We start from the raw sequence: 22,186 nt of genomic DNA, 5'->3' as shown, positions 1-22,186 counted from the left end.
ACAATGATAAGAGAAAAGAGGTAAGTGCAGAACTTATATTTTCAAAAATAGACGGTTGTTTTTACACAGTATAATTCATTTTTGAATATGTTAATAAAGTAGCGAATTCACAGGAAATGGTAATACTTAATATTTTATGTCACATGATGTGTAAAGGGGGCGTGTAATGAAATCGTTAACGGTTATTATTTTGTATAGTGAAAGAGAGCAAATATTAGAAGAGTCAATTCAATCTATATGGAAGCTAAATCCTCTTGAAATTATAATTTTCGTTCCTAACGATAGAAGTAATTTGTATGAAATAGCAAAGAAACATAAATGCCATATTGTTTTGATGGATAAATATAGTACGTATTATGATGGGTATGAAGCTTCTGTAAAGGCAGCAAAAGGAGATGTATTGTTATTTGTAGATAGTAATTTTTTATTATCTTCAAATGAAATGAAGAATTTTATTGAGCCAGTCGTTACAAATCAGGCTGATGTAGTATTAAACAAAATAGATAAATTTATAGAAGTTGATAAATGTCCAAATATGGATATTGTATGGAGAAAAATGTTAAATGAAATTTTAAGTCGACCAGATTTAAAAAGCAATTCAATACTTTCGTTACCATATGCGCTTACGAAGGAAGTAGTGGGAAACATCGGCTTTAATTATATGGAAGATATCGTTCTATCTTATATGAAGATTGTGAATCAGGGGTGGCGGATTAACGATCAATGTGCAATAAGAACGTTATCTAAAGATGAAATGTTCGAAGAAGAAGGGTATTTATTTAAAAAAGAATTATTAGAAAATGAAAAAGAGAAAGTGGAAAAATATTTAATTGGTATATCCAAATGGATAGAGAAAAAGGGAAGAAGAGTAGGTTTTACTGATGCAGGAAAAAGAAGAGATATTATTCAAAGATTAGGTGAAAGCAAGCAGTATCCTTCGTATCATCGAGGCTGGGGAATGCATTCTTCAATTTATAACGGGAAACAACTTTCTGTCATTATACCAGTACAAAATGAAGAAGAGACTATAGAACAAGTAATACTTGAGGCGAGAAAAATAGAACCACTAGAAATAATTGTCGTTGTAAATGGTTCGACAGATCAAACGGCTAATATTGCTAAAAGACTTGGTGTTACTATTATTGAATATAACGAACGACTTGGTCATAATGTTGGACGTGCTATTGGAGCGCTTGAAGCTACAGGAGATATTCTTTTATTTATTGATGGTGATTTTAGTGTTTCAGGAAGTAATTTGCATCATTTTACAAAAGCAGTTTCAGCTGGTGTAGACATAGCATTAAATGATTTGAATCCGATGTTACATCCTCCGTTTTATGTTGTAGACGTCGTAAAATATATGCTTAATTTAGCATATAATCGTCCAGAATTAAGCAATGGCTCATTAGTAGCAATTCCACATGCTATGAGTAGATCATGTTTAGATGCAATAGGCTGGGAAAGCTTACTATGCCCTAGTCTTGCACAAGTAAAAGCTATATTACAAGGGTATAGAGTAGAATGTGTACATTACGTTGATGTTGTAAAACCGAATAGAATTCGTTTAATGGAGAATGTAAGTCACAATGGACATCCTCCAGCAGTATTAAGAATAATTGGTGATCACGTTGAAGCTCTCTCTTACTTAATAGAACATCTTGAAATAGATGGAAAGGGTGATTAAACTGTTAGACCAGTACAAAAAAATTAACATTTCATATGAACAATTATGGCAAATGGATTTTCAAATTACAGAACCATTTATACTCAAGGTTGATTGGGATAAAGTAACGTATGAATTTTTAATTCGTATTAAGCCCGATGCTTCTAACACTATTGTTTTTGGATCCGGAGCAGGTGGGTTTCAAGAACAGCCAATTGGTCCACCTATTTTTCATCGACATTCTTGGATGGATGAATTTGAAGATACTGTTATATATTATAATGACCCTACGTTATATCTTGGAAAATTATCTTTAGGCTGGGGACAGGGAGAGTTAAATAGATTTTATTTACAAGATATAGCAAATATTTTAGAAATAGTATTTGTAAAGTTAAAAGTTGATTCGAAAAATGTGTTGTTTTATGGCAGTTCCGGGGGAGGATTTATGTCTTTAATTTTAGCTGGATTCGTTAAGGGCTCCACAGCTTTAATTAATAATCCTCAAACAAATTTATTAAAATGGATACCTGTACCAATAAATCTAGTTTTCGATTTGTCTTATCCAAATTTATCAAGAGAAGAAGTTGAGGAGAAATTTGGCGAAAGAATTAATGTTGTGAAATTTTTTAATCACATTAAATATGTACCGAATATTTATTTTTTGCAAAATTTCGCGTGTGAATTTGATGTGCAAAATCATTTGCTACCATTTATTTCCGAATTAGAGCAACTTGATAAAGACACGGAAGTAAATCAAATTATAATTGACTTATATTTTGATAAAAAAGCAGGACATGCAGCTGTAGGGAAGAGTGAAACAATTGAATATATAAAAAAAGTAAAACCTAATCAGACTGTAAAAGAAGAACAAAAAGAAGTGGACCTATCAGTCGTTATAGTTTTAGGAGAAGAAAAATCAAAATTGAATCAAATTTTAAATAAAGTGCAGCATATAAAACCAATAGAAATTATTATTGTAGCTGATGATAGAATGAGTGCGATACAATCTATACCAACATTTGTTGAAAGTAACGTTGTTGTGATTGAGGAGAAAAGTAAACGGAAAGCACCAGTTCATGGGGCAAAAATCGCCAATGGTGATGTAGTCTTATTTTTAGATGGGGAAGATGTTATTTTTTCGGTAGAATTAGAGCGATTTATAGAACCGATACTGAAAAAGGAACAGGATGTAATCTTAAATAACATAGACTCCGTATGTTTTGAAAAGATGAGAGTAGAATGGCCAAGTATTGCTATGGTGTATAGAAAAATAGTAAACGATGTATTGGGGCGTATGGATTTAAAATATGATTCGATGTTATCTATGCCATATGCTATTACTAAAAAAGCAATTGAAGACATTGGATATGATATCTTGCAGAACCCTATTCTGTCCCAAGTCACTCTTATTGAGAAAGGGTGGCGACTACAATCCTCGTCAGCCATCACTAACACCTCCTTGAATAATATGCCCGCAAACGAAACCTCTTTCTATAAAAATGAATTAACTAAATTAGAAGTATATGAGATTAAAGAAAATATAAAAGCTTTGGAGAGTTGGTTACAACGAAAAGATGATAGAGGTAACTATACAGATGGAGGAAGAAAAAGAGAAATTATAGAGCAGTTAAAAAAACAAAAGAATTATTCACGTTTCCATAAAGGATGGGGAATGAATTCATCAATTTATAATGGAAAACAGTTATCAATTATTATACCAGCACAAAATGAAGAAGCAACGATTAAAGAAGTTATTCTTGAGGCAAGAAAAATTGAACCGAAAGAAATAATTGTTGTCATTAATGGGTCAACAGATCAGACAGAAGTAATCGCTAAGCAATCAGGGGCAACAGTAATTGTTTATGAAGAAAGATTAGGGCATGATGTAGGACGGGCAATTGGTGCACAAGAAGCCACAGGGGATATACTTCTCTTTATTGATGCTGATTTTGCTATTCCAGCAAAAGATCTTCATCCGTTAACGCAAGCTGTTGCGGATGGTGTTGATATGGTTTTAAATGATTTAAATTTAAATCTTAGATTTCCTCTATATATTGTAAGTTTATATAAATATATTTTGAATATTGCTTGTAACCGTAAAGATTTAGGGGTAGGATCTACAATTGCTGTTCCCCATGCTATTAGTAGAAAATGTTTAGAGGGAATTGGCTGGGACACTCTTCACACAGCGTGTGTTGCACAAGTAAAGGCAATATTAGAAGGGTATAAAGTCGGATGTGTCCATTTTGTAGATGTAATGAAACCAAATCGTATTCGGCCACAAGAGCATTTTGCGACGATAGGACATCCACCAGCTGTATTGAGAATTACTGGGGATCATTTAGAAGGACTTTCATATTTATTGAAGAATAAGGATTTTAAAGATTTATTTTAAAAGGTAAATTTGTCTATTGAATGAGTAACTTAAACATTTCATTTATGCAACTTGACGATATTTAGTATTGCAATGAAACTAAAATCAAAAATTTTTATTATTTTTAGCTCAGGTACAAGTGAAGAGCATGTTTCACTGACTGATAGTAAATGAACAAGTAACTAAAAGGTAAAGGCTTCTTTATATATGAAGAAGCTTTTATCTTTTTTATTTTAAGTATGGAAGGTAAAGGGTAAATAAAGTTGTATTTTTATTTTTGGATAAATAGACATTAGATATAAGAAAAAAGGGAATATTTTGTCTTGCATCAATAAAAGTTGTTTTAATATTTCTTTAGAAACTAAAGTCAATCCAAATGGTGGGGCAGAAATATTCGTAAGGTGCAATGATGAATGTTTATCTAATTTTAATGTAATACCGTTTATTATATGTGTTTCTATTTCAGTAAAGGATGATTTGAGTTTTTTAGTTGATTTAGATAGTTTAATAAAACGTTAATTGCCTATAAAACGAATAGTAAAATAGCATCTAATTTACAAGACTTAGTAAGAGAGTCGTGTCCGAATTTGATTAACTGCATATATTGTTAAAAGAAAGGAGGGAGAGTTATGGCATGTACTACGAATAATGTTTGTTTAGATGTGTGTCTTAAAATTACAATTACCCCTGGTAGTGGAATTGATGCAGTAGTCGATTGTGGAGGCACATGTGGGACAAGTCCTACTATTGTAATTAGTCCTAGTGGATCAATTGTTATTACTTTACCATTAGTTGCATGTTTCTCAATTGCACTAAAAGATGATTTAAGTGTTGACTCTTCATTAACAAGCCTCTATTTTCAAACTTCTTAAGAAAGATACAGAAATGAAAAGCCTGCCTGCTACTTTTCTTTTGATCTAATGTGAAAATAAAAAAGATGGTTACAACCATCTTTTTTATTTTGCTATATATTTAAAATAAATTCATATATTATTTGGTGGTAAGAATATACAATTAAAAGCATTCAGTGTTTCTTTTTTGTTCGATGAGGTAAGAAATTGCTTCTATATGATCACCAATGATTTGTTGCGTTGCTAATGAAAGGTAGCCTTCCTGCGAGAAGTGTTTTTCTGGTCGAACTCGATTTATCTTGTCAACGTCGATAGAATGAACATTTTGTACATGCAATCCTGCTAAAATTGTTTTAACTTGACTTAAGGTTGGTGAAAGAAGAGAAGCAAACCCAATTGTATCAATGCATTTTCGACTAAAAGCATGAGGGACAGCAGTTGTGGAGCCCATACCTAAATCTTTTCGATTACATGCTAAATTAACAACATGCTTACATGCAGTTACGATAGTATAAGGAACACGATACATGTAGTAGTGCTCTAATTTATTTAAAGCTAAATCGGTTCCATTTTGAACAGATTGTACAAATGGTAATAAATCAGAACTAGGAATTAAGAAATCACCATCAATAAATAATAATATATCACCTTTTGCAAAATATGCACCAACGGCACGTCCGGTATCAATGCCGAGTGCTTCTTCGTAGCTTATAACTGTTGCACCGCAACCCTTCGCCAATTCCTCTGTTTTATCTGTTGATCCATTAACAATAACAATAATTTCAAAAGGTTTTAATTTTTGTACCTCAAAAATGACAGATTCTATCGTTTTTTCTTCATTTTGAACAGGGATGATAACTGATAATTGTTGATCTCCATAAGTATTTGAATAAAACTCTTTACCTGTAATTATTTTTGGAATGGATTTTTGTTCTCCGTTTTGAAGCCCTAAAATAATATCTCGCTTTCGATTATTATCGGTATAGTTTCCTCTTGGATCTTGCATTTTACTTATCCAATTTGCAATGGCTTCAAGATGATAATGAATGAGTTGAGTTGAAGGAAAAGGGAGAACTTGAGGGATAGGAATGTTTAATTGATCGCAAATCCGAAATTTATGTTCAATAATTTTCATTTGTGCCAATATGGGATTTGATAAATTATCTGGATTAATTACCTCAAGTACTTCTTTTGTCATTGCATAGGGAGGAAATAATAAGGAGTTAATATTTAAATCTGGGCGATAAAAAAAGTGATTTGTAACTTGCTGCCAAATCATTGCTAAATTGGGCTGTTGTTTTTGATAAAAAAAATCATCTAAATTATTTAATACGACGTCAGCACATCCATTTAGTAATGGTTGAAGAAATTGTATAAGTAAGGAGGGGGGGACCATGTAATTTTCATCTAAAAATAAGAGATACTGCCCCTTTGCTTTTTTTGCACCAATTACATAAAGATTAGGAGATTCTATCGGTTCTTCTAGTGTAATAATTTCACAATTGTAGGAATCTGCACTCCCAATTGAATCCTGGGTATATCCGTTAATAGTAAGGATAATTTCTAAAGGCTGTAGTTGTTCACATGCTTTCAAAATTCCAGTTAAATTTTTTATTTTATGTTGTATGGGGATAATAATAGAAATTGAATTTTTACACATAAGCAGTCTCCTTTTTAATCAGAGGTAGTTGTTAATAAGATTAGATAAAATAGGAGATATATTTTCCTTTTGTTATAAGCATAACAATCATTTGTTTTTATCAGACTCACAATTTTCATTACTTGAATTAGAGTTTTTATTTATTCCAGAAGCGAGCAAATTATTGAGAACACTAAGATCTAATTGCAACGGGACGGAGTTCTCAGATGAAGTTTTCTCATTTTCTTTTTTTGTAGTTAATATAGTCTTTATATTTTTTATTTCTTTATATTGTTTTAAGGTAATGAAAAATCCAGAAATAATGAAGAGAAAAGAAACAGTAGTAAGTAAAAGTATTATTTCCAACATAAAAGAGCCTCCTTTAAAACTATAATAATATTATAGTTAAATGTAATAAAACAGAATTCGAGTTAATGAGTTCACTTTTTAAATATATGCAAATCTTAAGTAAAAGTTACTGATTTCTAAGTTAGAGGAAGCAATTATAGAAACGTTATAAATATAAATAAATGAAAGTTTCATTTGTAGTGTAAAGGTATATATTATATAAGCTAAACGTCATTTTATAACAAGTTAAACAGGGTTTAATTTTATATAAAAAGAGCATTTAATTGGACAAATAATTAATTATGTGAAATAATAATAACAGATAAGGAGACGTTGTTTTTCCTTAAGTGCTTCGAATTAATTTTATTCAATAAGAGAAGGTGTGCTTAAAGAAGTTAAATTAAATAAGGAGCTGTTTTATTATATGCAACAAAATAATGATTTAAATTTTGAACCTCAAGACGTTAATATTGTCAATCCTAAACAAGCCAGGAAAGCAGTAATTGCTACTGGTATAGGGAACGCAATGGAGTGGTTTGACTTCGGATTATACGCGTATTTAGCGGTAATTTTAAGTCAATTATTCTTCTCAGGTGTTGATAATAGTGGATTGCAACTTGTACTTACATTCGGTACATTTGCAGCAGCCTTTCTCGTTCGACCAATCGGAGGTGTATTCTTTGGTAGAATAGGAGATAAGTACGGCCGAAAAATCGTGTTAAGTACTACTATTATTTTAATGGCACTTTCTACATTATTCATCGCATTACTACCAACCTATGAACAAATTGGTGTATGGGCACCAATACTACTTTTAGTTGCCCGAATGATTCAAGGCTTCTCTACAGGCGGCGAATATTCAGGAGCAATGGTTTATATCGCAGAATCTTCTCCAGATAAAAAGCGTGGTATACTCGGTAGTGGTCTTGAAATTGGAACACTCTCAGGTTACATTGCTGCATCGGTAATTGTTACCATTTTGACGTTATTGTTAACAGATGAGCAAATGCTCAGCTGGGGATGGCGTATTCCGTTCTTAATAGCTGCACCAATTGGTTTGGTCGGTTTATACTTACGCCGTCATCTAGATGAATCTCCAATCTTTGAAGAGATGGAAAAAGCACAAGAGGAATCTGAAGACAATGAACAATTTTCATTTATGGATATTATTAAATATCACAAAAAAGACTTCTTATTAAGCACAGTAATTGTCGCCTTCTTTAATATTACAAATTATATGATTCTTTCGTATATTCCTTCTTATCTAACTCAAGTACTTAAAGTCGAAGAAACAACAGGCTTATTAATTATTTCTATTACGATGGCACTTATGATTCCACTAGCACTATATTTCGGTAAATTAAGTGATAAAATTGGTAATAAACGCGTTGTGCAAATTGGTTTACTTGGTTTAACTGTATTTGCAATTCCAGCATTTTTACTAATAGGTAACGGACATATTGCAGCTATATTTGCAGGTATTTTCGTACTAGGTTTCTTCTTAAGTGTATATGAAGGAACATTACCTTCATTATTACCATCACTCTTTTTCACTGATGTACGTTATCGAGCACTTTCGATCTCATTTAATATTTCTGTATCGATATTCGGTGGAACAACACCGCTCGTATGTTCATACTTAGTTCATGCAACTGGTAACCCGCTCGCACCGGCATTTTATTTAGCAGGTGTAAGTATTATTGGATTAGTTGTATTTAGTGTACTATTCGTTACGACTTCAGGGCGTGCGCTAAAAGGTTCATATCCTACAGTAGAAACGAAAAAAGAAGCACACCAAATCGCTAAAGAAGATCCTGAAGAAACACTTTGGTGGCATGAAGAGTCATTAGAAATTGAAGCAGGGAAGAATGCTTCCATTTAAAAAGCAACGTAGAAGTATAAAAAGACTCCTATGAATATAGGAGTCTTTTTGTTACGTTATTTCTTTCGTTTCTTCAAACTTTTCTGATAGGCATAAAGCTTATGAACCTCTTCCTTAAATTCATGCAGAAGTACAATGCTTTTACCATTTGAATAACGCACCGTATTATAAGCATCTATAATAATATCACTTTGAATATTTACATCTTCTTTATCATTTATTCTTTCTAGCCAAGCCTCAACAGTTTCTCCCCGTTTTCTATTTAAAGGAGGGGTTAACTTACTCTCTAGCTTGAAAATTTCCTTCCGAATTTCGTTATGCGGCGGTTTATTTCGTTTAAAACGATTTTGGCTCATTCCTTCTTTATCAGTAATGATAGTAGATTCGAAGGCGGGCATATTTGGTAAACTTAAATGTTTTCGTTTTTTTACTATTTTCCAAACGACGTAAATAGCGATAGCTGTACAGACTATTATTGTAGCGCTATTTATGAGTATTGGATCAAAATCAGGAAATTTTTTTCCGTCTTCAATTTTGGGTTTTAAGAGATGTCCTTTATTTGCCCAAACATCTTCAGTATCTTTTAATTCCGCTGCTTTAATTAATGGCATTAAAGCATAGCCGACGCCTAATGCGACTACTTCCGTTATAAAACCAAAAATAAGTCGAATGAAAGGAAATACTTGAACAATTAATATACTCATTAAGCCAATCGTAATGATAGAAGCAAAACGTAATAGTTGTTGTTTGCGATTTGCCCCGGTTAACCAAAATGTAATCATAAGATGCAAGGCTAACATTAATAGTTTCCACAACGGTGGAAAGGGTGCATAAAATATAGCTGAAACGACAAACCATACAATACCACCTAAAGATTTTTGAACTGGATATCCAGATCCGACCACATGTACGATAAAGAAAAATAGTGGTAATATGATTGTGCCAAAAAGAGAAAAAGGTAAAAATAAAGAGAAAAGAACGATTTGAAGAACTAAAAGTATTACAAATCCTGTTGTTTTTTTCTGCATAAATTTATGAATAAGAAATACTCCAATATAGCCTGTTGTTAAAAATATTGCAATACTAATTAGTTCATCTCTTTCTGTTAATAATGAAAGCAGGAGGAGCAGAATGAAATCATGAATGTGATATAGCCAAGTTTTCAACTGGTTCCACCATCCCTTCACTAGTAATGAGAAACGTTGGCTGCGAGAGAAGAGGGAGTTCATTTCTTTGTAAACCAATGTATATCATTGTAGACGATCGTTCTCTCTTTCTCTTTACATAATGAAGGAATCCTTGTTTCGGAAGTAACGTACTATCATCTGAAATACGGGCTAATTCTTCTAAAGCTTTTGCATATTGTGTTTGTCCTTCATTTAACGGTACATGTAATGCACCGCCTTCTGCTAATACACTAATAAACAATTCAAACGGAATGTGGTGCTTCGTTGTGTACTGGAAAATGTATGTTGCATATGAAATAAGTTCTTCTACATTATCTTTCCAACCAAATCCACGATCGGCAGCTAAAGAAAGACAAATCGTCCAACTATAATTTTTTACAGGTTCATATTGCTTCGCTTGTAATTGTTGCATTTTAGCAGATGCCTTCCAATGAATAGAGCGGAAAGACTCACGCTCATATCGCTTTACACCGATAATAGATGTTTCATCATTGTAAAAAGAAAAATTCGTTCGATAAAATCCATTCAAAAGTTGCTGAAGTTCTTGCAAACCTGCTACTTCTTTAGGAGAAGGATACACAATAATTTCAGTCCTTAATTTATCAAAAACAGGTAAATGTACAGTTAATAGATGAAATGGATCTTTTAATACACATTCAAACTGTTCAATTTGAAACACACCACGCTTCGTTGCGGTTAATGTTAAACCCCATTTTTGTGCCGAATGTGCAGGTTGTGAAAATGGGAAAGAGAATAATGTTTTTGATATTTGTTCAATGCCTTGCTCTTTATGCGGTATAAGGGACGAATTTAAATGAAAGTAACAAACACCATTAACGATCGGTATGCTGGCTCCATTTTTTAAATGAATAAAAAACTGTCCAGATTCCTCAGGAAAAAGCCGTGTAGTTTGTTTCTCATTTATGATTTGAAACTTCTTCTCTATGAAAGCGACATATTTATAAATAAAAATCGCAAATATATAATAGAAGAAAAAGAGAAACATAAGCATTCGTTGCGGGAAAAAGAATGTGAAAAGTAACGCGATTGGAACGGTTAGTTGAATAATATGGAGTTGAAAAAATAAAGGCACAGTTACAACACGCTGTCCATTCATGCTTGCTCAATCTCCACAGGTACGTCAACTTCTTTTAAAATACTTTTCATAATATCATTTTTTGTCGTACGCAGGGCACCTTCCATTGATAAGACGATACGGTGATTCCAAACAGAAGGAACTAACAATTGTATATCTTCTGGTGTGCAATATTCTCTCCCATGTAAAAAGGCTAAAGCTTGAACAGCACGTACTAAAGCTAATGTGGCACGTGGGCTTACACCGTTAGCGATATAATCATGATTTCTTGTAGCATGAGCAAGTTTAATAATGTAATGTTCTAACGGTTCCGAAACAAATATTTCTTTTACTCGTTTTTGAGATTCTAAAATATCTTCTAATGAGATGACAGATGTGACACTTTCTAATGGTAAATCGTTCCGAAAACGTCGCATCATTTGTAGCTCATCTTCAGGAGTAGGATAACCGATTGAAATCGTCATTAAAAAGCGATCAAGCTGTGCATCTGGAAGAGGGAAAGTCCCTTGTGATTCAATTGGGTTTTGCGTCGCAATAACAAAGAACGGTTTCGGCAGAGGCGTAGATTGTTTTTCGAGCGTCACTTGTCGTTCTTCCATCGCTTCTAACAAACTCGACTGCGTTCTCGGCATTGCACGGTTAATTTCATCTGCCAGCAAAATGTTTGTCATAACTGGTCCAATTCTTAATTCGAATTCGCTTGTTTTTGGGTTGAAGTATTCAATACCTGTTATATCACTTGGAAGTACATCGGGGGTGAATTGAACGCGAGAAAAACTACCACCAATACTTTTGGAAATGGTTTTCGCCAGTAACGTTTTCCCAGTACCAGGCACGTCTTCGAGTAGTGCATGTCCATCAGCAAGAAGTGAAACGAGCAGTAGATCAATAACATTTTCTTTCCCAACAAACACAGATCCGATGTTTTCTTTCAATTTATTTATCATATGTACCATTCCTTTCATTATAAAAGAGCTAATATTTCTATATTTTAACAAATTATTCAGAAAATTTGTATGGTTTTTTAATTCAAAGAAATGGATATTTAATTATTAAATTACTCTTGCATATTTTGGAATATGACTATACAATATCGATATACGATGTATCGTAAGTCGATATATCATAAGGCGATGTATCGGAGGTAGTTATAATGAATGGGAAGGCGCAAAAATATATTCCGTTAACTGAGGCGACATATTACATATTGTTATCACTAGTGAAACCAATGCACGGATATGGAATTATGCAAATGGTAGAAGAGATGACAAATGGGGAAGTAAAGCTCGGTCCTGGTACTTTATACGGGAATACGACGAAATTACTTAAAGAAAAATTAATTGTTGAAGTTGCCTCTACAGATAGAAAGAAGTGCTATGAGTTAACGCCGTTTGGGAGAGAAGTGTTAGAGCTAGAATATAACAGATTGCAGAGATCTGTAAGGAATGGAAATAGTATATTAGGGGAGTGAATGGGAAATGGAGACAAAGAAGGTATTCAAACCTTTTGCGATATGGAGCTTGGAAAAAGAAGAAGCTTTTTTAAGAAAAATGCATCAAAAAGGATGGGCTTTACAAAAGTATAATGTAATGTATACGTTTAAGAAAACTGAACCAAAAGATGTAGTATATAAAGCGGATTTTAGACTGGATTATAAAGATTCAAAAGAAAAACAAAAAGAATATATTGAAATATATGAAATGTGTGGATGGAAACATGTAACGAGTTTTGCGAAGTGGAATTATTTTTGTAAAGAAGTAGACGAGGAAAATGAGTTACCTGATATTTATTCAGACAAAGAAACGAAGATACAAAAATTTGTTGAATTGATACAGTTCGTTGCAATTATGTTTGTAATGTTAATTCCAGTGCTTTACTTATGTTTTCTTGGAGTATCAGAATCAGGATTATATAAAGGTATGGTTGGGTTTTTAGTTTGTATATATTTATATGCGTTTATTAATTTATTTAGGAAGATTAAAAAGTTGAAAAAGGAAATATTTTAACAAAGAGTGATATTCTTAGAGAAGATTATTGATGGGAATCAACTTCTCTAATTTCTATATATATTTATTTTGTTCATTCTTTTTTATATAATAAAAGACCAACTTTTTAATTCATAGAACTAACAGTTACAAAGATAATACCAGTAACAACACCTAAAAAAATCATAAATGAAGAAGAAATAATCAATAATAACGAACTAGCAATTAATATTAATTTATTAGATTTTTAATTTTTAAAATGGTAGTAAAGTAAAAGACTATAAATAGTAGAAACAAACCATATTATTAGACCGTAAGGAGTCGTTATTTTCTCCCAATCGAAGATCCAAAAGTAAAAGATGACTATATGACAAGTTAATAGTAGAAATATTGATGGAAGCGTTATTTTTTTATTATTTGTTTTACCTCGCTTATGTAAACATTTCCAAAAGAGTGCGAAGTTTAACATGTAATAAGGAAGAAATACGTTTTTTTACCGTATTAAACGAAAAAATCCCTTATAGAAAAATCTATTTCTACAAGGGATAATCATGTTTTTATTAGAAAGACTGATTTTGCGCAGGTTTAATAAATTGTTCAGGGTTTTCAACAAGTCCGCATACAGCACATTGGACACGGTATGTAGGTCCTTGATAGGCCATATGAAAAGCATTCATCGTTTCATTTGTGTATTCTTCTTCTACTTGACCAGTTTGTGGATTTATTTTGACTGGTTTTACTTGTTGCTCAAGAATATTAAAGCGAGTACGGTTCGTTTTACAGCTTGGACATAGCATTGGTTCCATATGTATACACCTCCATTTGTATCATTTCTTAAAATCTTTAATTTTATGCAAGCAAAAAACTTTCTCAATATAAATAGGTGTTTAATGTATTTAAAATTCAGAAAAAATAAAATATAATAAAAGTACGAACTGGTTATGTCCAAACCAAATCTCCTGTTTTATGCCAATAAGCTGGGGGGCCGAGAAATCGGCCTCATTTTTTTTGCTCATTACTACAAGGAACAAGGTTTTTGTGAGACTTTTGTCGAAATTTTAGGGATAGATACAAAGGGGGATGTAAAATGGATTTGAAAATGAAGTACATTATTTTATATGTAGAAAAGTTTGAGGAATGTTTAAAATTCTATAAAGATATTTTACAGTTACCTATAAAAGCAGAGCACGGTACATATATTGAATTTAATACTGGAACTACCATTTTAGCGATGAATACGCGGCAAGATGTGAAAGAATTAACAGGACTACCGCTTACAGAAGGTAAATTACAGTCTTCTCATTTCGAATTAGGATTCGTTGTTGAGAATGTATTAGAAACGATTGAGCAATTTAGAGGACAAGGTATTAAGGTTTTAGTTGAACCAATTGTAAAACCGTGGGGGCAAACAATTGCCTACATTGCTGATCCAGATGGAAATTATATTGAAATTTGCAGTTCATTAGAATAGAGGGAGAAAGAGAGATGGGATTTCCGAAACTAGAAACAGAACGTTTACGATTAAGAGAACTTACACTATTAGATGCAGAAACGATGTTCCAATATTTTTCGAAAGAATCAGTTATACGTTATTTCGGAATGGATTCTTTTGAAAATATTGAGCAAGCGAAAACAACGATTCAAACGTTTAAAAATCGTTATGAAGAGGGCAGTGTATTTCGCTGGGGAATCGAGAAAAAAGGGACGGGCCAATTAATCGGAACGTGCGGATTTCATTTAATTAATAATAATCATAAACGAGCTGAAATTGGTTATGAATTAGACGATACATATTGGGGACAAGGGTATGCAACGGAAGCGTTACAGGCAATTTTAACTTACGGGTTTGAAACATTGCAACTTATTAGAGTTGCTGCTGTTGTATATGTAGAAAATAAAGCTTCTCAAAAATTATTAAGTAAAGCAGGATTTCAAGAAGAAGGATTACTTCGAAAACATATGATTCAAAATGGAGTTGCTCATGATACTATTTTATATTCTTTATTAAAAGAAGAGTGGAAGAAGTAATGAGTACAAACGAACTTATAACGATTATGAAGAAGCATAGGGAAAATAGATTCATTTTAGGTATAGATGGTTTAAGTCGATCTGGAAAAACAACATTCGTAACCAATTTAAAAGAAAATATGAAACAAGAAGGCATTCCGTTTCATATTTTCCATATTGATGATCACATAGTGGAGCGTAATAAACGATATCATACTGGATATGAAGAATGGTACGAGTATTATTATTTACAATGGGACATTGAATGGCTAAGGCAGAAATTTTTTCAAAAGCTACAACATGAAACAAAATTGAAATTACCTTTCTTTCATGAAGAAACAGATATATGTGAAATGGAAAAAGTACAGATTCCTATTGTAGGGGTAATTGTTATTGAAGGAGTTTTTCTGCAGCGAAAAGAATGGAGAGATTTCTTTCATTATATGGTCTATTTGGACTGTCCAAGAGAGACAAGGTTTCTACGTGAGAGTGAGGAGACACAGAAGAACCTTTCAAAGTTTGAAAATAGGTATTGGAAAGCAGAGGATTATTACTTAGAAACGGAATTGCCGAGGGATAGGGCGGATTTAGTCATCCAATGATTTGAAAATAGAAGGTGAATAGAATGAATATTTTATGGGATTTTGATGGGACGTTATTTGATACGTATCCTGCATATACAATAATGCTTTCTGAAATATTAGGTGACTCAGTAGAAAAACAAGAAATATACAAAAACTTAAAAATATCATACTCTCATGCAATTCAGTATTATAATATTTCATGCGAGCAGGAAGAAAAGATTAAAGTTTTGAAGGGAAAATTCACGCCAAAAGATATGAAACCTTTTGCAGGTGTCGAAGAGGTTTTGAAATTTGCAGATAAAAATGTGATTATGACCCATAAACATAGGACAGGGGTTATGGACATTTTAAAATATTACGGCTGGGAAAAATACTTTGTAGATATGATTACAATTGACGATGGCTTTCCCCGAAAGCCCAACTCTTTAGCTTATAATCATTTACATAAAAAACATAATATTGATTTAGCTATTGGAGATAGAGAATTAGATTTATTACCTGCAAAAGAATTAGGTATTTCAACATGTATGTTTCAAGGTGATTGTGATGTAGCGGATTATTCTTTATCACATTACTCGGAGTTTTTTAAGATAGTGAGTGATAGAGAGTTTTCTTTATAAAAAAAGTTATTAATAAAGACTGAATCTTTCATTTTAAAGGTACAGTCTTTATTTTTTAGAACTCTTTCATTTTATTCTGCAATAACGGGCAGCCTGATTGCTTCAACTAATAATCAGTGGAGGGTGAACAAAACCTCCACTGATTAAAGTTTCACTTTATTTTCTGTATATAATAATTACTAGAGATTAAAGGATAATCGTCCATCTTTAATAAGGAAGTGGTCAGTTTATTTTAACCAAATTATGGTTATTCATGTTAATATGAACTCATAGCTATATAGAAGGGGTGGGGTTAGTATGAAAACTGAAATAGTTCCTAAAAAGAAGTATAGTATAATAAGTTATGTATCTTTACTCATCGGCATTTTGTGTTTTCTATTCGTTTTTATAACGCCAACAAGGATAGCCAATGCAGGTAATATAGTTGGAGATTATATTACAATTGCCCTGACAGGTGTAGGTATCATGCTTTCAATAATCACAATGACGAAAAGAACAGAGAAGAAGGGAATTGCTATTCTTTCATTAATACTGTCCTCATCATTTTTTATATTTTGGATCATAGCAATTATCCTATTGTTTACTGGTCAAATTAGTTTTGCGCCGTAATGTGTAATAAAAAGAGTCCTTCTCGTATGATATCGGGTTCAGTTACGGGAGAGAAAATATAAAATAACACACAAATTAGGGATGTAAATCACATATGATTTAGCACCCTTTTTTTATTGTTATTATAGTGTTTAAGCACTTTTATATAGTTAAATAGTGTTCTAAATAAAAAGATAAATGGAAAATTTATGTTAAAATAGTTGTAGAGATTATGAAAAAATGTTCTTAAACTAACAGTCAGGTTACTTTAAGAAGGTTTTTCAAAGGAAATGGTAAATATCATATTTTGAAGGGGTGATTGCAGTGGAGTAAGTGATTTTTTTAATCTTAGTTAAATACTTTGAAGGAAGGCATTTATAACTATGAATACAAAACTAATAATAGTAGAAGGGTTACCTGGATTTGGAAAATCAACCACTGCAAAGCTAATAAATGAAATTCTAAGCCAAAATAAAATTGAGGTTGAACTATTTTTAGAAGGAAATTTGAACCACCCAGCCGACTATGATGGTGTATCTTGTTTTAATAAATTTGAGTTCGATAGATTATTATCTAACAGTGGGGATTTTAAAGAAGTGCTCCTTAAGAAAGTTCTAAAAAAAGGAAGCAATTATTTATTACCATACAGAAAGATAAAAAATGAGTTTGGTGACCAGTTTTCGGACGAATTATTTAACATTATTTTAAAAAATGATATATACGAATTACCATTCGATAAAAATGTTGAATTAATTGCTGACAAATGGAATGACTTTGCTGAAACCGCTCTAGAAGACAATAAGGTTTATATCTTTGAATGTTGTTTCATACAAAATCCATTAACTATTGGGATGATTAAATATGGTGAACAACAAGAAAAAATAATAAATTATGTAATGAAAGTTGCAAAAATCATAGAGAATTTAAATCCAATGTTATTGTATATAGAACAAGATAATCTTGAATTTTCATTTAGGAAGGCGTTAAAAGAAAGAACTCCAGAATGGTCCACAGGAATTATTGACTATTACACTAACCAAGGCTATGGGAAAGAACATAACCATTCAGGTGTAGAAGGAGCGATAAAAGTTCTTGAAGCTAGAAGGAATTTAGAATTAGAAATATTCGATATGTTAAAAATGAAAAAAGAAAAAATCAATAATACAAAATATGAAATTGACTCATATAGGTCAATGTTAAAAGATAAGTTAGCCATACAAATGGTGAAATAGCTTTTTACACTAACTGGTGCTTTAGTTGAAGAAGGAAATAAAAACGCTCTGAATATCTTCTGAGCGTTTTAGTTTGTTATTCCTAATGGTTATTAGCATTTTTCTCTTCCTACACTGAACCCATTACTCATATGAAGGACTCTTTTTACTCGGTATCTTCAGGTTGATATTCTAAAATATCCCCCGGTTGGCATTCTAATGCTTTACATATTGCTTCTAAAGTTGAAAAACGGACTGCTTTTGCTTTTCCATTTTTCAAGATAGAAAGGTTAGCCATTGTAATTCCAACCTTCTCCGAAAGTTCTGTTACACTCATTTTTCTTTTTGCTAACATTACATCAATATTAATAATAATTGCCATATTATTCACCTCAGACCGTTAAATCATTTTCTGATTTTATATCTATAGCATCTTTTAATAGTCTTTGGAGAACGGCAGCAAAGACCGCGATTACCATTGAAGAAAAAATCATAATCATTCCGATAATAATAATGCCAGGGGCATCATCTCTCTCTGCCACGAGATAAAAAAGTGGCATACCTAATACATATAATACACTAATTGCCAATGCGCTGTACTTAATATTTTTTAAAGCTTGAACAGATAGCTCTGAGAATGCGTTATTTTTATCAATATAGTTTAAAAGCTTAAATGTTTGGTACAGTGCGAAGTAATAAGGTAGTGCTGTTGCGTATAAATTGATAAATACAAGATATTTAATATATGCAATATCTGGATATAATTCTGCGGCAAAATTTCCTATTTTAGGGACTAAAAAAATGCACATAGCAAGAACGGGGATTCCGATTAGAATTACAACGGTCTTTAAAAAGAGTGTGGATCCTTGTTTCATAAAAAGCACCTCATTTATTTAATATCTTATTAATTTAACATGAAATTTATTGTTTAACAATAAATTTTTATTTCTTTTAATCGAGGATTTATTGTTAAACAAGTAATTAATGAAAAGGATGTTAAATCTTTTTTATAAGATAAATGATACATATCGATATTTAATTAAAGAAAGAGAAAGTAACTATTGTTAGCTTTATGAGAATTGGGAACTAATAAAACATATGTAGGTTTTGGTATGGAAAAGGAAATAAGGTGTATTGAAATGAATGCAAAGTTTATGGAGGAACAATCATGTTGAATTATGGTGTGAAGATGAAAAAGTTACTATTAGTGGGAGCTATAATAGTAAGCATATTAAGTACGGAAAGTATGATGAATTATCATGCGGCCAAAGCTAAGGTGAAAAAAGTAGAACACCAGCCTAAAAATATAATTATGATGGTTATGGACGGAACGAGTTCAACGGCGACAACATTGGCTCGCTGGTATAAAGGGGCACCGCTTACGTTAGATCAAATTGTAACAGGAGGTGTTCGTACGTTTTCGGCGGAATCAGCTATTACAGACTCAGCGCCAGCAGCAACAGCTTTAGCAACTGGAAATAAATCGAATTCAGGATATGTAGGTATATTACCTTCTATTGTAAGTTCGCCTAGCTTACAGCCAATAAAAGAAGAAGAAAAGTTACGGCCGGTCGCAAACGTATTAGAAGGCGCAAAATGTACTGGTCGTGCAACTGGCATTGTTGCTACATCTGAAATTCAGCATGCTACTCCGGCCGGATTCTCTGCTCACCATGTCAATCGCAAACATTTTGACGTAATTGCGAAGCAGCAAGTATATCAAAATATAGATGTCGTATTAGGCGGGGGAAAAGCGGCGCTGTTACCTATGAAAAGTAATGGAATCCGAAAAGATGGTGAAAATTTAGTAAAGGTGATTCAAGACAAAGGATACGATTTCGTTGAAACGAAAGATGCGTTATTGAACTCCAAATCTAATAAAATTTGGGGCTCTTTCTCACATCATGCTCTTGCGTTTGATATGGATCGTATAGCAACAAATCCAGAACAACCAACACTTTCTCAAATGACAGAAAAAGCAATTCAAACATTATCAAAAGATAAAGATGGCTTCTTTTTATTCGTAGAAGGTAGTAAGCCTGATTGGGCAGCTCATGCTAATGATCCAATTGGGATGATTAGTGATGTATTAGCATTTGATGAAGCGGTAGCAAAGGCGTTACAATTTGCGAAGAAAGATGGGGATACGATGCTCATCGCTTTAACTGATCATGGTAACAGCGGCATCTCTATAGGGAATAGGAATACGACAAAAGGATACAATACTACACCGGTTTCTGTATACATTGATCCATTGAAAAAGGCGAAAATGACACTTGAAGGAACTATAAATAAACTGAAATCTGATTTATCAAATGTAGAAGATGTAGCTAAACTATACGGTTTGGATAATCTAACTCATGATGAAAAAGAACAATTAAAAGTGGCAAAAAAGAAAATGGATGTAGGACGAATTTTTACTACATTATTGGCTAATCGTGCAAATATCGGCTTTACGACAGGAGGACATACAGGTGAGGATGTATTCTTACATTCTTATGGACCTCAAAAACCAGAAGGCTTAATCCAAAATACAGACATTGCGAAGACGATGGCGAAAGCGATGGGCTTTAACTTAGAAGAAGTAACGAATAAAATATTTTTAGAGAGTGAACAAGCCTTTAAGAAAATCGGTGCAACTGTAACAGCCGACAAAACCGAAGGAGCAAACCCGTTACTCGTAGTAAAACATAATAAAGTAGAAGCACAATTATTTGGTAACAAAAATATAATTCGTATCAATGGTAAAGGGTATGAATTAAGAAGTATTATTGTAGAGAGTAATGGAAAGTACTATGTACCAGAAGAAGCAATTCAACTATTTGTAAAGCATTCTCGTTAAAAAATTGCCAACCAGTTAAGCTAACTGGTGGCAATTTTTTGTGTTTATTCTAAATATAAGGGCTCGAATTGTTTTGTAATTTTTTTATATGAGACTTGTATAAATGTTAAAGGGAAATTATATTTTTTTCTTACATTAAAAAATTTCATTTTGTAGAATAAGAAGTTATACATATAGTAAAGTCTAATGTGTTATCAATTAATATTTACGAAAAATATATTAATACTTTAGAATTTCTTTAATGTTCATTATTTTTTATTTAAGGTTATCCGTTATATTTATAATATGTTTATTTCAATTTATTGTATTGAAGCTCAGTTTTATATAATTATAAAGCAATCATCAAAATAAAATCTCCACTAGAGTAAATTTATTATTTTTTTGTGGAAATTATTATGCAGCTAAGAAAACTGTAGTTTATTGAATTAGAAATATATTAGAATTTACTTGAAGAAAGAGAGAGGGAATAAAATGAATATAGTGCACTTACGTCCTAAACAGCGGTCTAAGTATCGCATTATGCTAGGGAAGTGGTATTACTCTACAAAGAGGTACATTCAGTGGTTGGCAGATGGAAAAACATATGCAAAAAGGTTCCAACAAGAAAAGCTACCTTGTACAGCAATTCAGCACCGAACGATATTACTTCGTAAGCTCAAAGATGTAGATATGTGGTATCAACAGAATAAGGTTGTTAATTTGAAAATTGCTGTTAAAAAACTAAATGGTATCGTCATTAGACCGGGAGAAACATTTTCTTACTGGCGTTTAATAGGTAAGCCAACGAGGAAAAAAGGGTATGTAGAAGGTATGGTATTACATTACGGATCTTTTCAAACAGGTATTGGAGGAGGTCTTTGTCAGCTTTCGAATTTAATATATTGGATGACTTTACATACACCACTGACAGTAACAGAACGATATCGTCATAGCTTTGATGTCTTTCCTGACTCTAGGCGCACTCAACCGTTTGGGAGTGGGGCGACTTGTTCCTATAACTATTTGGATTTACAAATTAAAAATGAAACGGACCAACTGTATCAACTTCACCTTTATATGACAGATGAACATTTAGTTGGTGAATGGAGAACAGTCTATCCGCAACTTTATCAATATGAAGTGTATGAGAAAGAACACTCAATTCAACCTGCATACTGGGGCGGTTATATACGACATAATGTGATTCAACGTAAAGTATATAATCAACAGAAACAGTTAATAGAAGATCAATATGTAACAGAGAATCACGCTATAATGATGTACGAACCACTATTAGCTTGTAATAATGAGAATAGTGAGTAATATGGTA

At 32.4% G+C, this 22,186-nt stretch carries 23 protein-coding genes and 1 pseudogene; 15 read left to right on the top strand and 9 right to left on the bottom strand.

Annotated features, from left to right (window positions below; genetic code table 11):
* Positions 1-166 precede the first annotated feature (166 nt).
* From ACTFR8_RS27775 to ACTFR8_RS27760, 4 genes are all read left to right on the top strand, one after another.
* Positions 167-1,684: a glycosyltransferase family 2 protein gene (locus ACTFR8_RS27775; protein ID WP_000839300.1), complete on the top strand. Its 1,518-nt coding sequence runs from the start codon at positions 167-169 to the stop codon at positions 1,682-1,684.
* Positions 1,685-1,736: 52 nt separating this feature from the next.
* Positions 1,737-4,058: a glycosyltransferase family 2 protein gene (locus ACTFR8_RS27770; RefSeq protein WP_128267222.1), complete on the top strand. Its 2,322-nt coding sequence runs from the start codon at positions 1,737-1,739 to the stop codon at positions 4,056-4,058.
* 297 nt (positions 4,059-4,355) lie between these two features.
* The gene (locus ACTFR8_RS27765; RefSeq protein WP_002103272.1) at positions 4,356-4,556 is read left to right on the top strand and encodes a hypothetical protein; all 201 of its coding nucleotides are present in this window, start codon (positions 4,356-4,358) and stop codon (positions 4,554-4,556) included.
* A 110-nt stretch (positions 4,557-4,666) separates the two neighbouring features.
* Positions 4,667-4,909 (top strand): hypothetical protein, encoded by a 243-nt coding sequence (locus ACTFR8_RS27760; RefSeq protein WP_000752474.1) that lies wholly within the window; start codon positions 4,667-4,669, stop codon positions 4,907-4,909.
* 142 nt (positions 4,910-5,051) lie between these two features.
* Here ACTFR8_RS27760 and ACTFR8_RS27755 read toward each other — a convergent pair whose 3' ends face one another.
* On the bottom strand, positions 5,052-6,548 hold the full coding sequence (locus ACTFR8_RS27755) for a glycosyltransferase (protein ID WP_070184045.1): 1,497 nt from the start codon (positions 6,546-6,548) through the stop codon (positions 5,052-5,054).
* Positions 6,549-6,635: 87 nt separating this feature from the next.
* The gene (locus ACTFR8_RS27750) at positions 6,636-6,896 is read right to left on the bottom strand and encodes a hypothetical protein (RefSeq protein ID WP_000889746.1); all 261 of its coding nucleotides are present in this window, start codon (positions 6,894-6,896) and stop codon (positions 6,636-6,638) included.
* 403 nt (positions 6,897-7,299) lie between these two features.
* Here ACTFR8_RS27750 and ACTFR8_RS27745 point away from each other — a divergent pair, with 403 nt between their 5' ends.
* A complete protein-coding gene (locus ACTFR8_RS27745) occupies positions 7,300-8,757 on the top strand; it encodes an MFS transporter (protein WP_001186926.1) in 1,458 nt (485 codons plus the stop codon).
* 56 nt (positions 8,758-8,813) lie between these two features.
* Here ACTFR8_RS27745 and ACTFR8_RS27740 read toward each other — a convergent pair whose 3' ends face one another.
* The 3 genes from ACTFR8_RS27740 to ACTFR8_RS27730 are packed head-to-tail and all read right to left on the bottom strand — an operon-like array spanning position 8,814 to position 11,987.
* A complete protein-coding gene (locus ACTFR8_RS27740; protein WP_069605299.1) occupies positions 8,814-9,923 on the bottom strand; it encodes a DUF4018 domain-containing protein in 1,110 nt (369 codons plus the stop codon).
* A complete protein-coding gene (locus ACTFR8_RS27735) occupies positions 9,895-11,061 on the bottom strand; it encodes a DUF58 domain-containing protein (protein ID WP_252209595.1) in 1,167 nt (388 codons plus the stop codon). The genes ACTFR8_RS27740 and ACTFR8_RS27735 overlap by 29 nt, the downstream gene beginning before the upstream one ends.
* Positions 11,058-11,987, bottom strand: coding sequence for an AAA family ATPase (locus ACTFR8_RS27730; RefSeq protein ID WP_000608776.1), 930 nt, complete (start codon positions 11,985-11,987; stop codon positions 11,058-11,060). Before ACTFR8_RS27730 ends, ACTFR8_RS27735 begins: the two co-directional genes overlap by 4 nt.
* A gap of 206 nt (positions 11,988-12,193) precedes the next feature.
* Here ACTFR8_RS27730 and ACTFR8_RS27725 point away from each other — a divergent pair, with 206 nt between their 5' ends.
* Positions 12,194-12,511: a PadR family transcriptional regulator gene (locus tag ACTFR8_RS27725; RefSeq protein WP_001013435.1), complete on the top strand. Its 318-nt coding sequence runs from the start codon at positions 12,194-12,196 to the stop codon at positions 12,509-12,511.
* A 7-nt stretch (positions 12,512-12,518) separates the two neighbouring features.
* A complete protein-coding gene (locus ACTFR8_RS27720; RefSeq protein ID WP_000448424.1) occupies positions 12,519-13,046 on the top strand; it encodes a DUF2812 domain-containing protein in 528 nt (175 codons plus the stop codon).
* A 106-nt stretch (positions 13,047-13,152) separates the two neighbouring features.
* On the opposite strand, the pseudogene ACTFR8_RS27715 reads toward ACTFR8_RS27720, so the two are convergent.
* A pseudogene (locus ACTFR8_RS27715) lies at positions 13,153-13,494 on the bottom strand (hypothetical protein).
* Positions 13,495-13,585: 91 nt separating this feature from the next.
* Complete coding sequence (locus ACTFR8_RS27710) at positions 13,586-13,831, bottom strand: hypothetical protein (RefSeq protein ID WP_000433602.1); 246 nt, start codon at positions 13,829-13,831, stop codon at positions 13,586-13,588.
* Between the two features lie 281 nt (positions 13,832-14,112).
* Here ACTFR8_RS27710 and ACTFR8_RS27705 point away from each other — a divergent pair, with 281 nt between their 5' ends.
* The 6 genes from ACTFR8_RS27705 to ACTFR8_RS27680 all read left to right on the top strand — a co-directional run bounded on the left by ACTFR8_RS27705 (position 14,113) and on the right by ACTFR8_RS27680 (position 18,056).
* A complete protein-coding gene (locus tag ACTFR8_RS27705) occupies positions 14,113-14,496 on the top strand; it encodes a VOC family protein (RefSeq protein ID WP_000364503.1) in 384 nt (127 codons plus the stop codon).
* Positions 14,497-14,510: 14 nt separating this feature from the next.
* Positions 14,511-15,053, top strand: a complete 543-nt coding sequence (locus ACTFR8_RS27700) for a GNAT family N-acetyltransferase (RefSeq protein WP_100618845.1) — start codon at positions 14,511-14,513, stop codon at positions 15,051-15,053.
* Complete coding sequence (locus ACTFR8_RS27695; RefSeq protein ID WP_000106121.1) at positions 15,053-15,634, top strand: kinase; 582 nt, start codon at positions 15,053-15,055, stop codon at positions 15,632-15,634. The genes ACTFR8_RS27700 and ACTFR8_RS27695 overlap by 1 nt, the downstream gene beginning before the upstream one ends.
* Positions 15,635-15,657: 23 nt before the next feature.
* Positions 15,658-16,236: an HAD-IA family hydrolase gene (locus ACTFR8_RS27690; RefSeq protein ID WP_001024222.1), complete on the top strand. Its 579-nt coding sequence runs from the start codon at positions 15,658-15,660 to the stop codon at positions 16,234-16,236.
* A 297-nt stretch (positions 16,237-16,533) separates the two neighbouring features.
* Positions 16,534-16,845, top strand: coding sequence for a hypothetical protein (locus ACTFR8_RS27685; RefSeq protein WP_000845560.1), 312 nt, complete (start codon positions 16,534-16,536; stop codon positions 16,843-16,845).
* A 362-nt stretch (positions 16,846-17,207) separates the two neighbouring features.
* Entirely contained in the window at positions 17,208-18,056 is an 849-nt protein-coding gene (locus tag ACTFR8_RS27680) for a hypothetical protein (protein ID WP_050821919.1), read from the top strand.
* A 145-nt stretch (positions 18,057-18,201) separates the two neighbouring features.
* Here ACTFR8_RS27680 and ACTFR8_RS27675 read toward each other — a convergent pair whose 3' ends face one another.
* Positions 18,202-18,417 (bottom strand): helix-turn-helix domain-containing protein, encoded by a 216-nt coding sequence (locus ACTFR8_RS27675; protein ID WP_000974619.1) that lies wholly within the window; start codon positions 18,415-18,417, stop codon positions 18,202-18,204.
* A gap of 10 nt (positions 18,418-18,427) precedes the next feature.
* Positions 18,428-18,910, bottom strand: a complete 483-nt coding sequence (locus ACTFR8_RS27670) for a DUF2975 domain-containing protein (protein ID WP_000809124.1) — start codon at positions 18,908-18,910, stop codon at positions 18,428-18,430.
* Between the two features lie 293 nt (positions 18,911-19,203).
* Here ACTFR8_RS27670 and ACTFR8_RS27665 point away from each other — a divergent pair, with 293 nt between their 5' ends.
* A complete protein-coding gene (locus ACTFR8_RS27665; RefSeq protein ID WP_050821918.1) occupies positions 19,204-20,877 on the top strand; it encodes an alkaline phosphatase in 1,674 nt (557 codons plus the stop codon).
* Between the two features lie 471 nt (positions 20,878-21,348).
* Positions 21,349-22,179: a VanW family protein gene (locus tag ACTFR8_RS27660; protein ID WP_009327106.1), complete on the top strand. Its 831-nt coding sequence runs from the start codon at positions 21,349-21,351 to the stop codon at positions 22,177-22,179.
* Positions 22,180-22,186 lie beyond the last annotated feature (7 nt).

It is taken from the genome of Bacillus cereus group sp. MYBK15-3 (assembly GCF_051916765.1).
Classification (GTDB): domain Bacteria; phylum Bacillota; class Bacilli; order Bacillales; family Bacillaceae_G; genus Bacillus_A; species Bacillus_A cereus.
The sequence above is the reverse complement of the archived record's forward strand: the minus strand, read 5'-3'. Positions and strand labels throughout refer to the sequence as shown.

Excerpts from the sequence above, each read along its gene's own strand:
- ACTFR8_RS27675 (WP_000974619.1), bottom strand. The coding sequence starts at position 18,417 with ATGGCAATTATTATTAATATTGATGTAATGTTAGCAAAAAGAAAAATG.
- ACTFR8_RS27680 (WP_050821919.1), top strand. The coding sequence starts at position 17,208 with ATGAATACAAAACTAATAATAGTAGAAGGGTTACCTGGATTTGGAAAA.
- ACTFR8_RS27770 (WP_128267222.1), top strand. The coding sequence starts at position 1,737 with ATGGATTTTCAAATTACAGAACCATTTATACTCAAGGTTGATTGGGAT.
- ACTFR8_RS27690 (WP_001024222.1), top strand. The coding sequence starts at position 15,658 with ATGAATATTTTATGGGATTTTGATGGGACGTTATTTGATACGTATCCT.
- ACTFR8_RS27775 (WP_000839300.1), top strand. The coding sequence starts at position 167 with ATGAAATCGTTAACGGTTATTATTTTGTATAGTGAAAGAGAGCAAATA.
- ACTFR8_RS27760 (WP_000752474.1), top strand. The coding sequence starts at position 4,667 with ATGGCATGTACTACGAATAATGTTTGTTTAGATGTGTGTCTTAAAATT.
- ACTFR8_RS27685 (WP_000845560.1), top strand. The coding sequence starts at position 16,534 with ATGAAAACTGAAATAGTTCCTAAAAAGAAGTATAGTATAATAAGTTAT.
- ACTFR8_RS27725 (WP_001013435.1), top strand. The coding sequence starts at position 12,194 with ATGAATGGGAAGGCGCAAAAATATATTCCGTTAACTGAGGCGACATAT.
- ACTFR8_RS27755 (WP_070184045.1), bottom strand. The coding sequence starts at position 6,548 with ATGTGTAAAAATTCAATTTCTATTATTATCCCCATACAACATAAAATA.
- ACTFR8_RS27735 (WP_252209595.1), bottom strand. The coding sequence starts at position 11,061 with ATGAATGGACAGCGTGTTGTAACTGTGCCTTTATTTTTTCAACTCCAT.
- ACTFR8_RS27665 (WP_050821918.1), top strand. The coding sequence starts at position 19,204 with ATGTTGAATTATGGTGTGAAGATGAAAAAGTTACTATTAGTGGGAGCT.
- ACTFR8_RS27750 (WP_000889746.1), bottom strand. The coding sequence starts at position 6,896 with ATGTTGGAAATAATACTTTTACTTACTACTGTTTCTTTTCTCTTCATT.
- ACTFR8_RS27710 (WP_000433602.1), bottom strand. The coding sequence starts at position 13,831 with ATGGAACCAATGCTATGTCCAAGCTGTAAAACGAACCGTACTCGCTTT.
- ACTFR8_RS27670 (WP_000809124.1), bottom strand. The coding sequence starts at position 18,910 with ATGAAACAAGGATCCACACTCTTTTTAAAGACCGTTGTAATTCTAATC.
- ACTFR8_RS27695 (WP_000106121.1), top strand. The coding sequence starts at position 15,053 with ATGAGTACAAACGAACTTATAACGATTATGAAGAAGCATAGGGAAAAT.
- ACTFR8_RS27660 (WP_009327106.1), top strand. The coding sequence starts at position 21,349 with ATGAATATAGTGCACTTACGTCCTAAACAGCGGTCTAAGTATCGCATT.
- ACTFR8_RS27705 (WP_000364503.1), top strand. The coding sequence starts at position 14,113 with ATGGATTTGAAAATGAAGTACATTATTTTATATGTAGAAAAGTTTGAG.
- ACTFR8_RS27745 (WP_001186926.1), top strand. The coding sequence starts at position 7,300 with ATGCAACAAAATAATGATTTAAATTTTGAACCTCAAGACGTTAATATT.
- ACTFR8_RS27720 (WP_000448424.1), top strand. The coding sequence starts at position 12,519 with ATGGAGACAAAGAAGGTATTCAAACCTTTTGCGATATGGAGCTTGGAA.
- ACTFR8_RS27730 (WP_000608776.1), bottom strand. The coding sequence starts at position 11,987 with ATGATAAATAAATTGAAAGAAAACATCGGATCTGTGTTTGTTGGGAAA.
- ACTFR8_RS27700 (WP_100618845.1), top strand. The coding sequence starts at position 14,511 with ATGGGATTTCCGAAACTAGAAACAGAACGTTTACGATTAAGAGAACTT.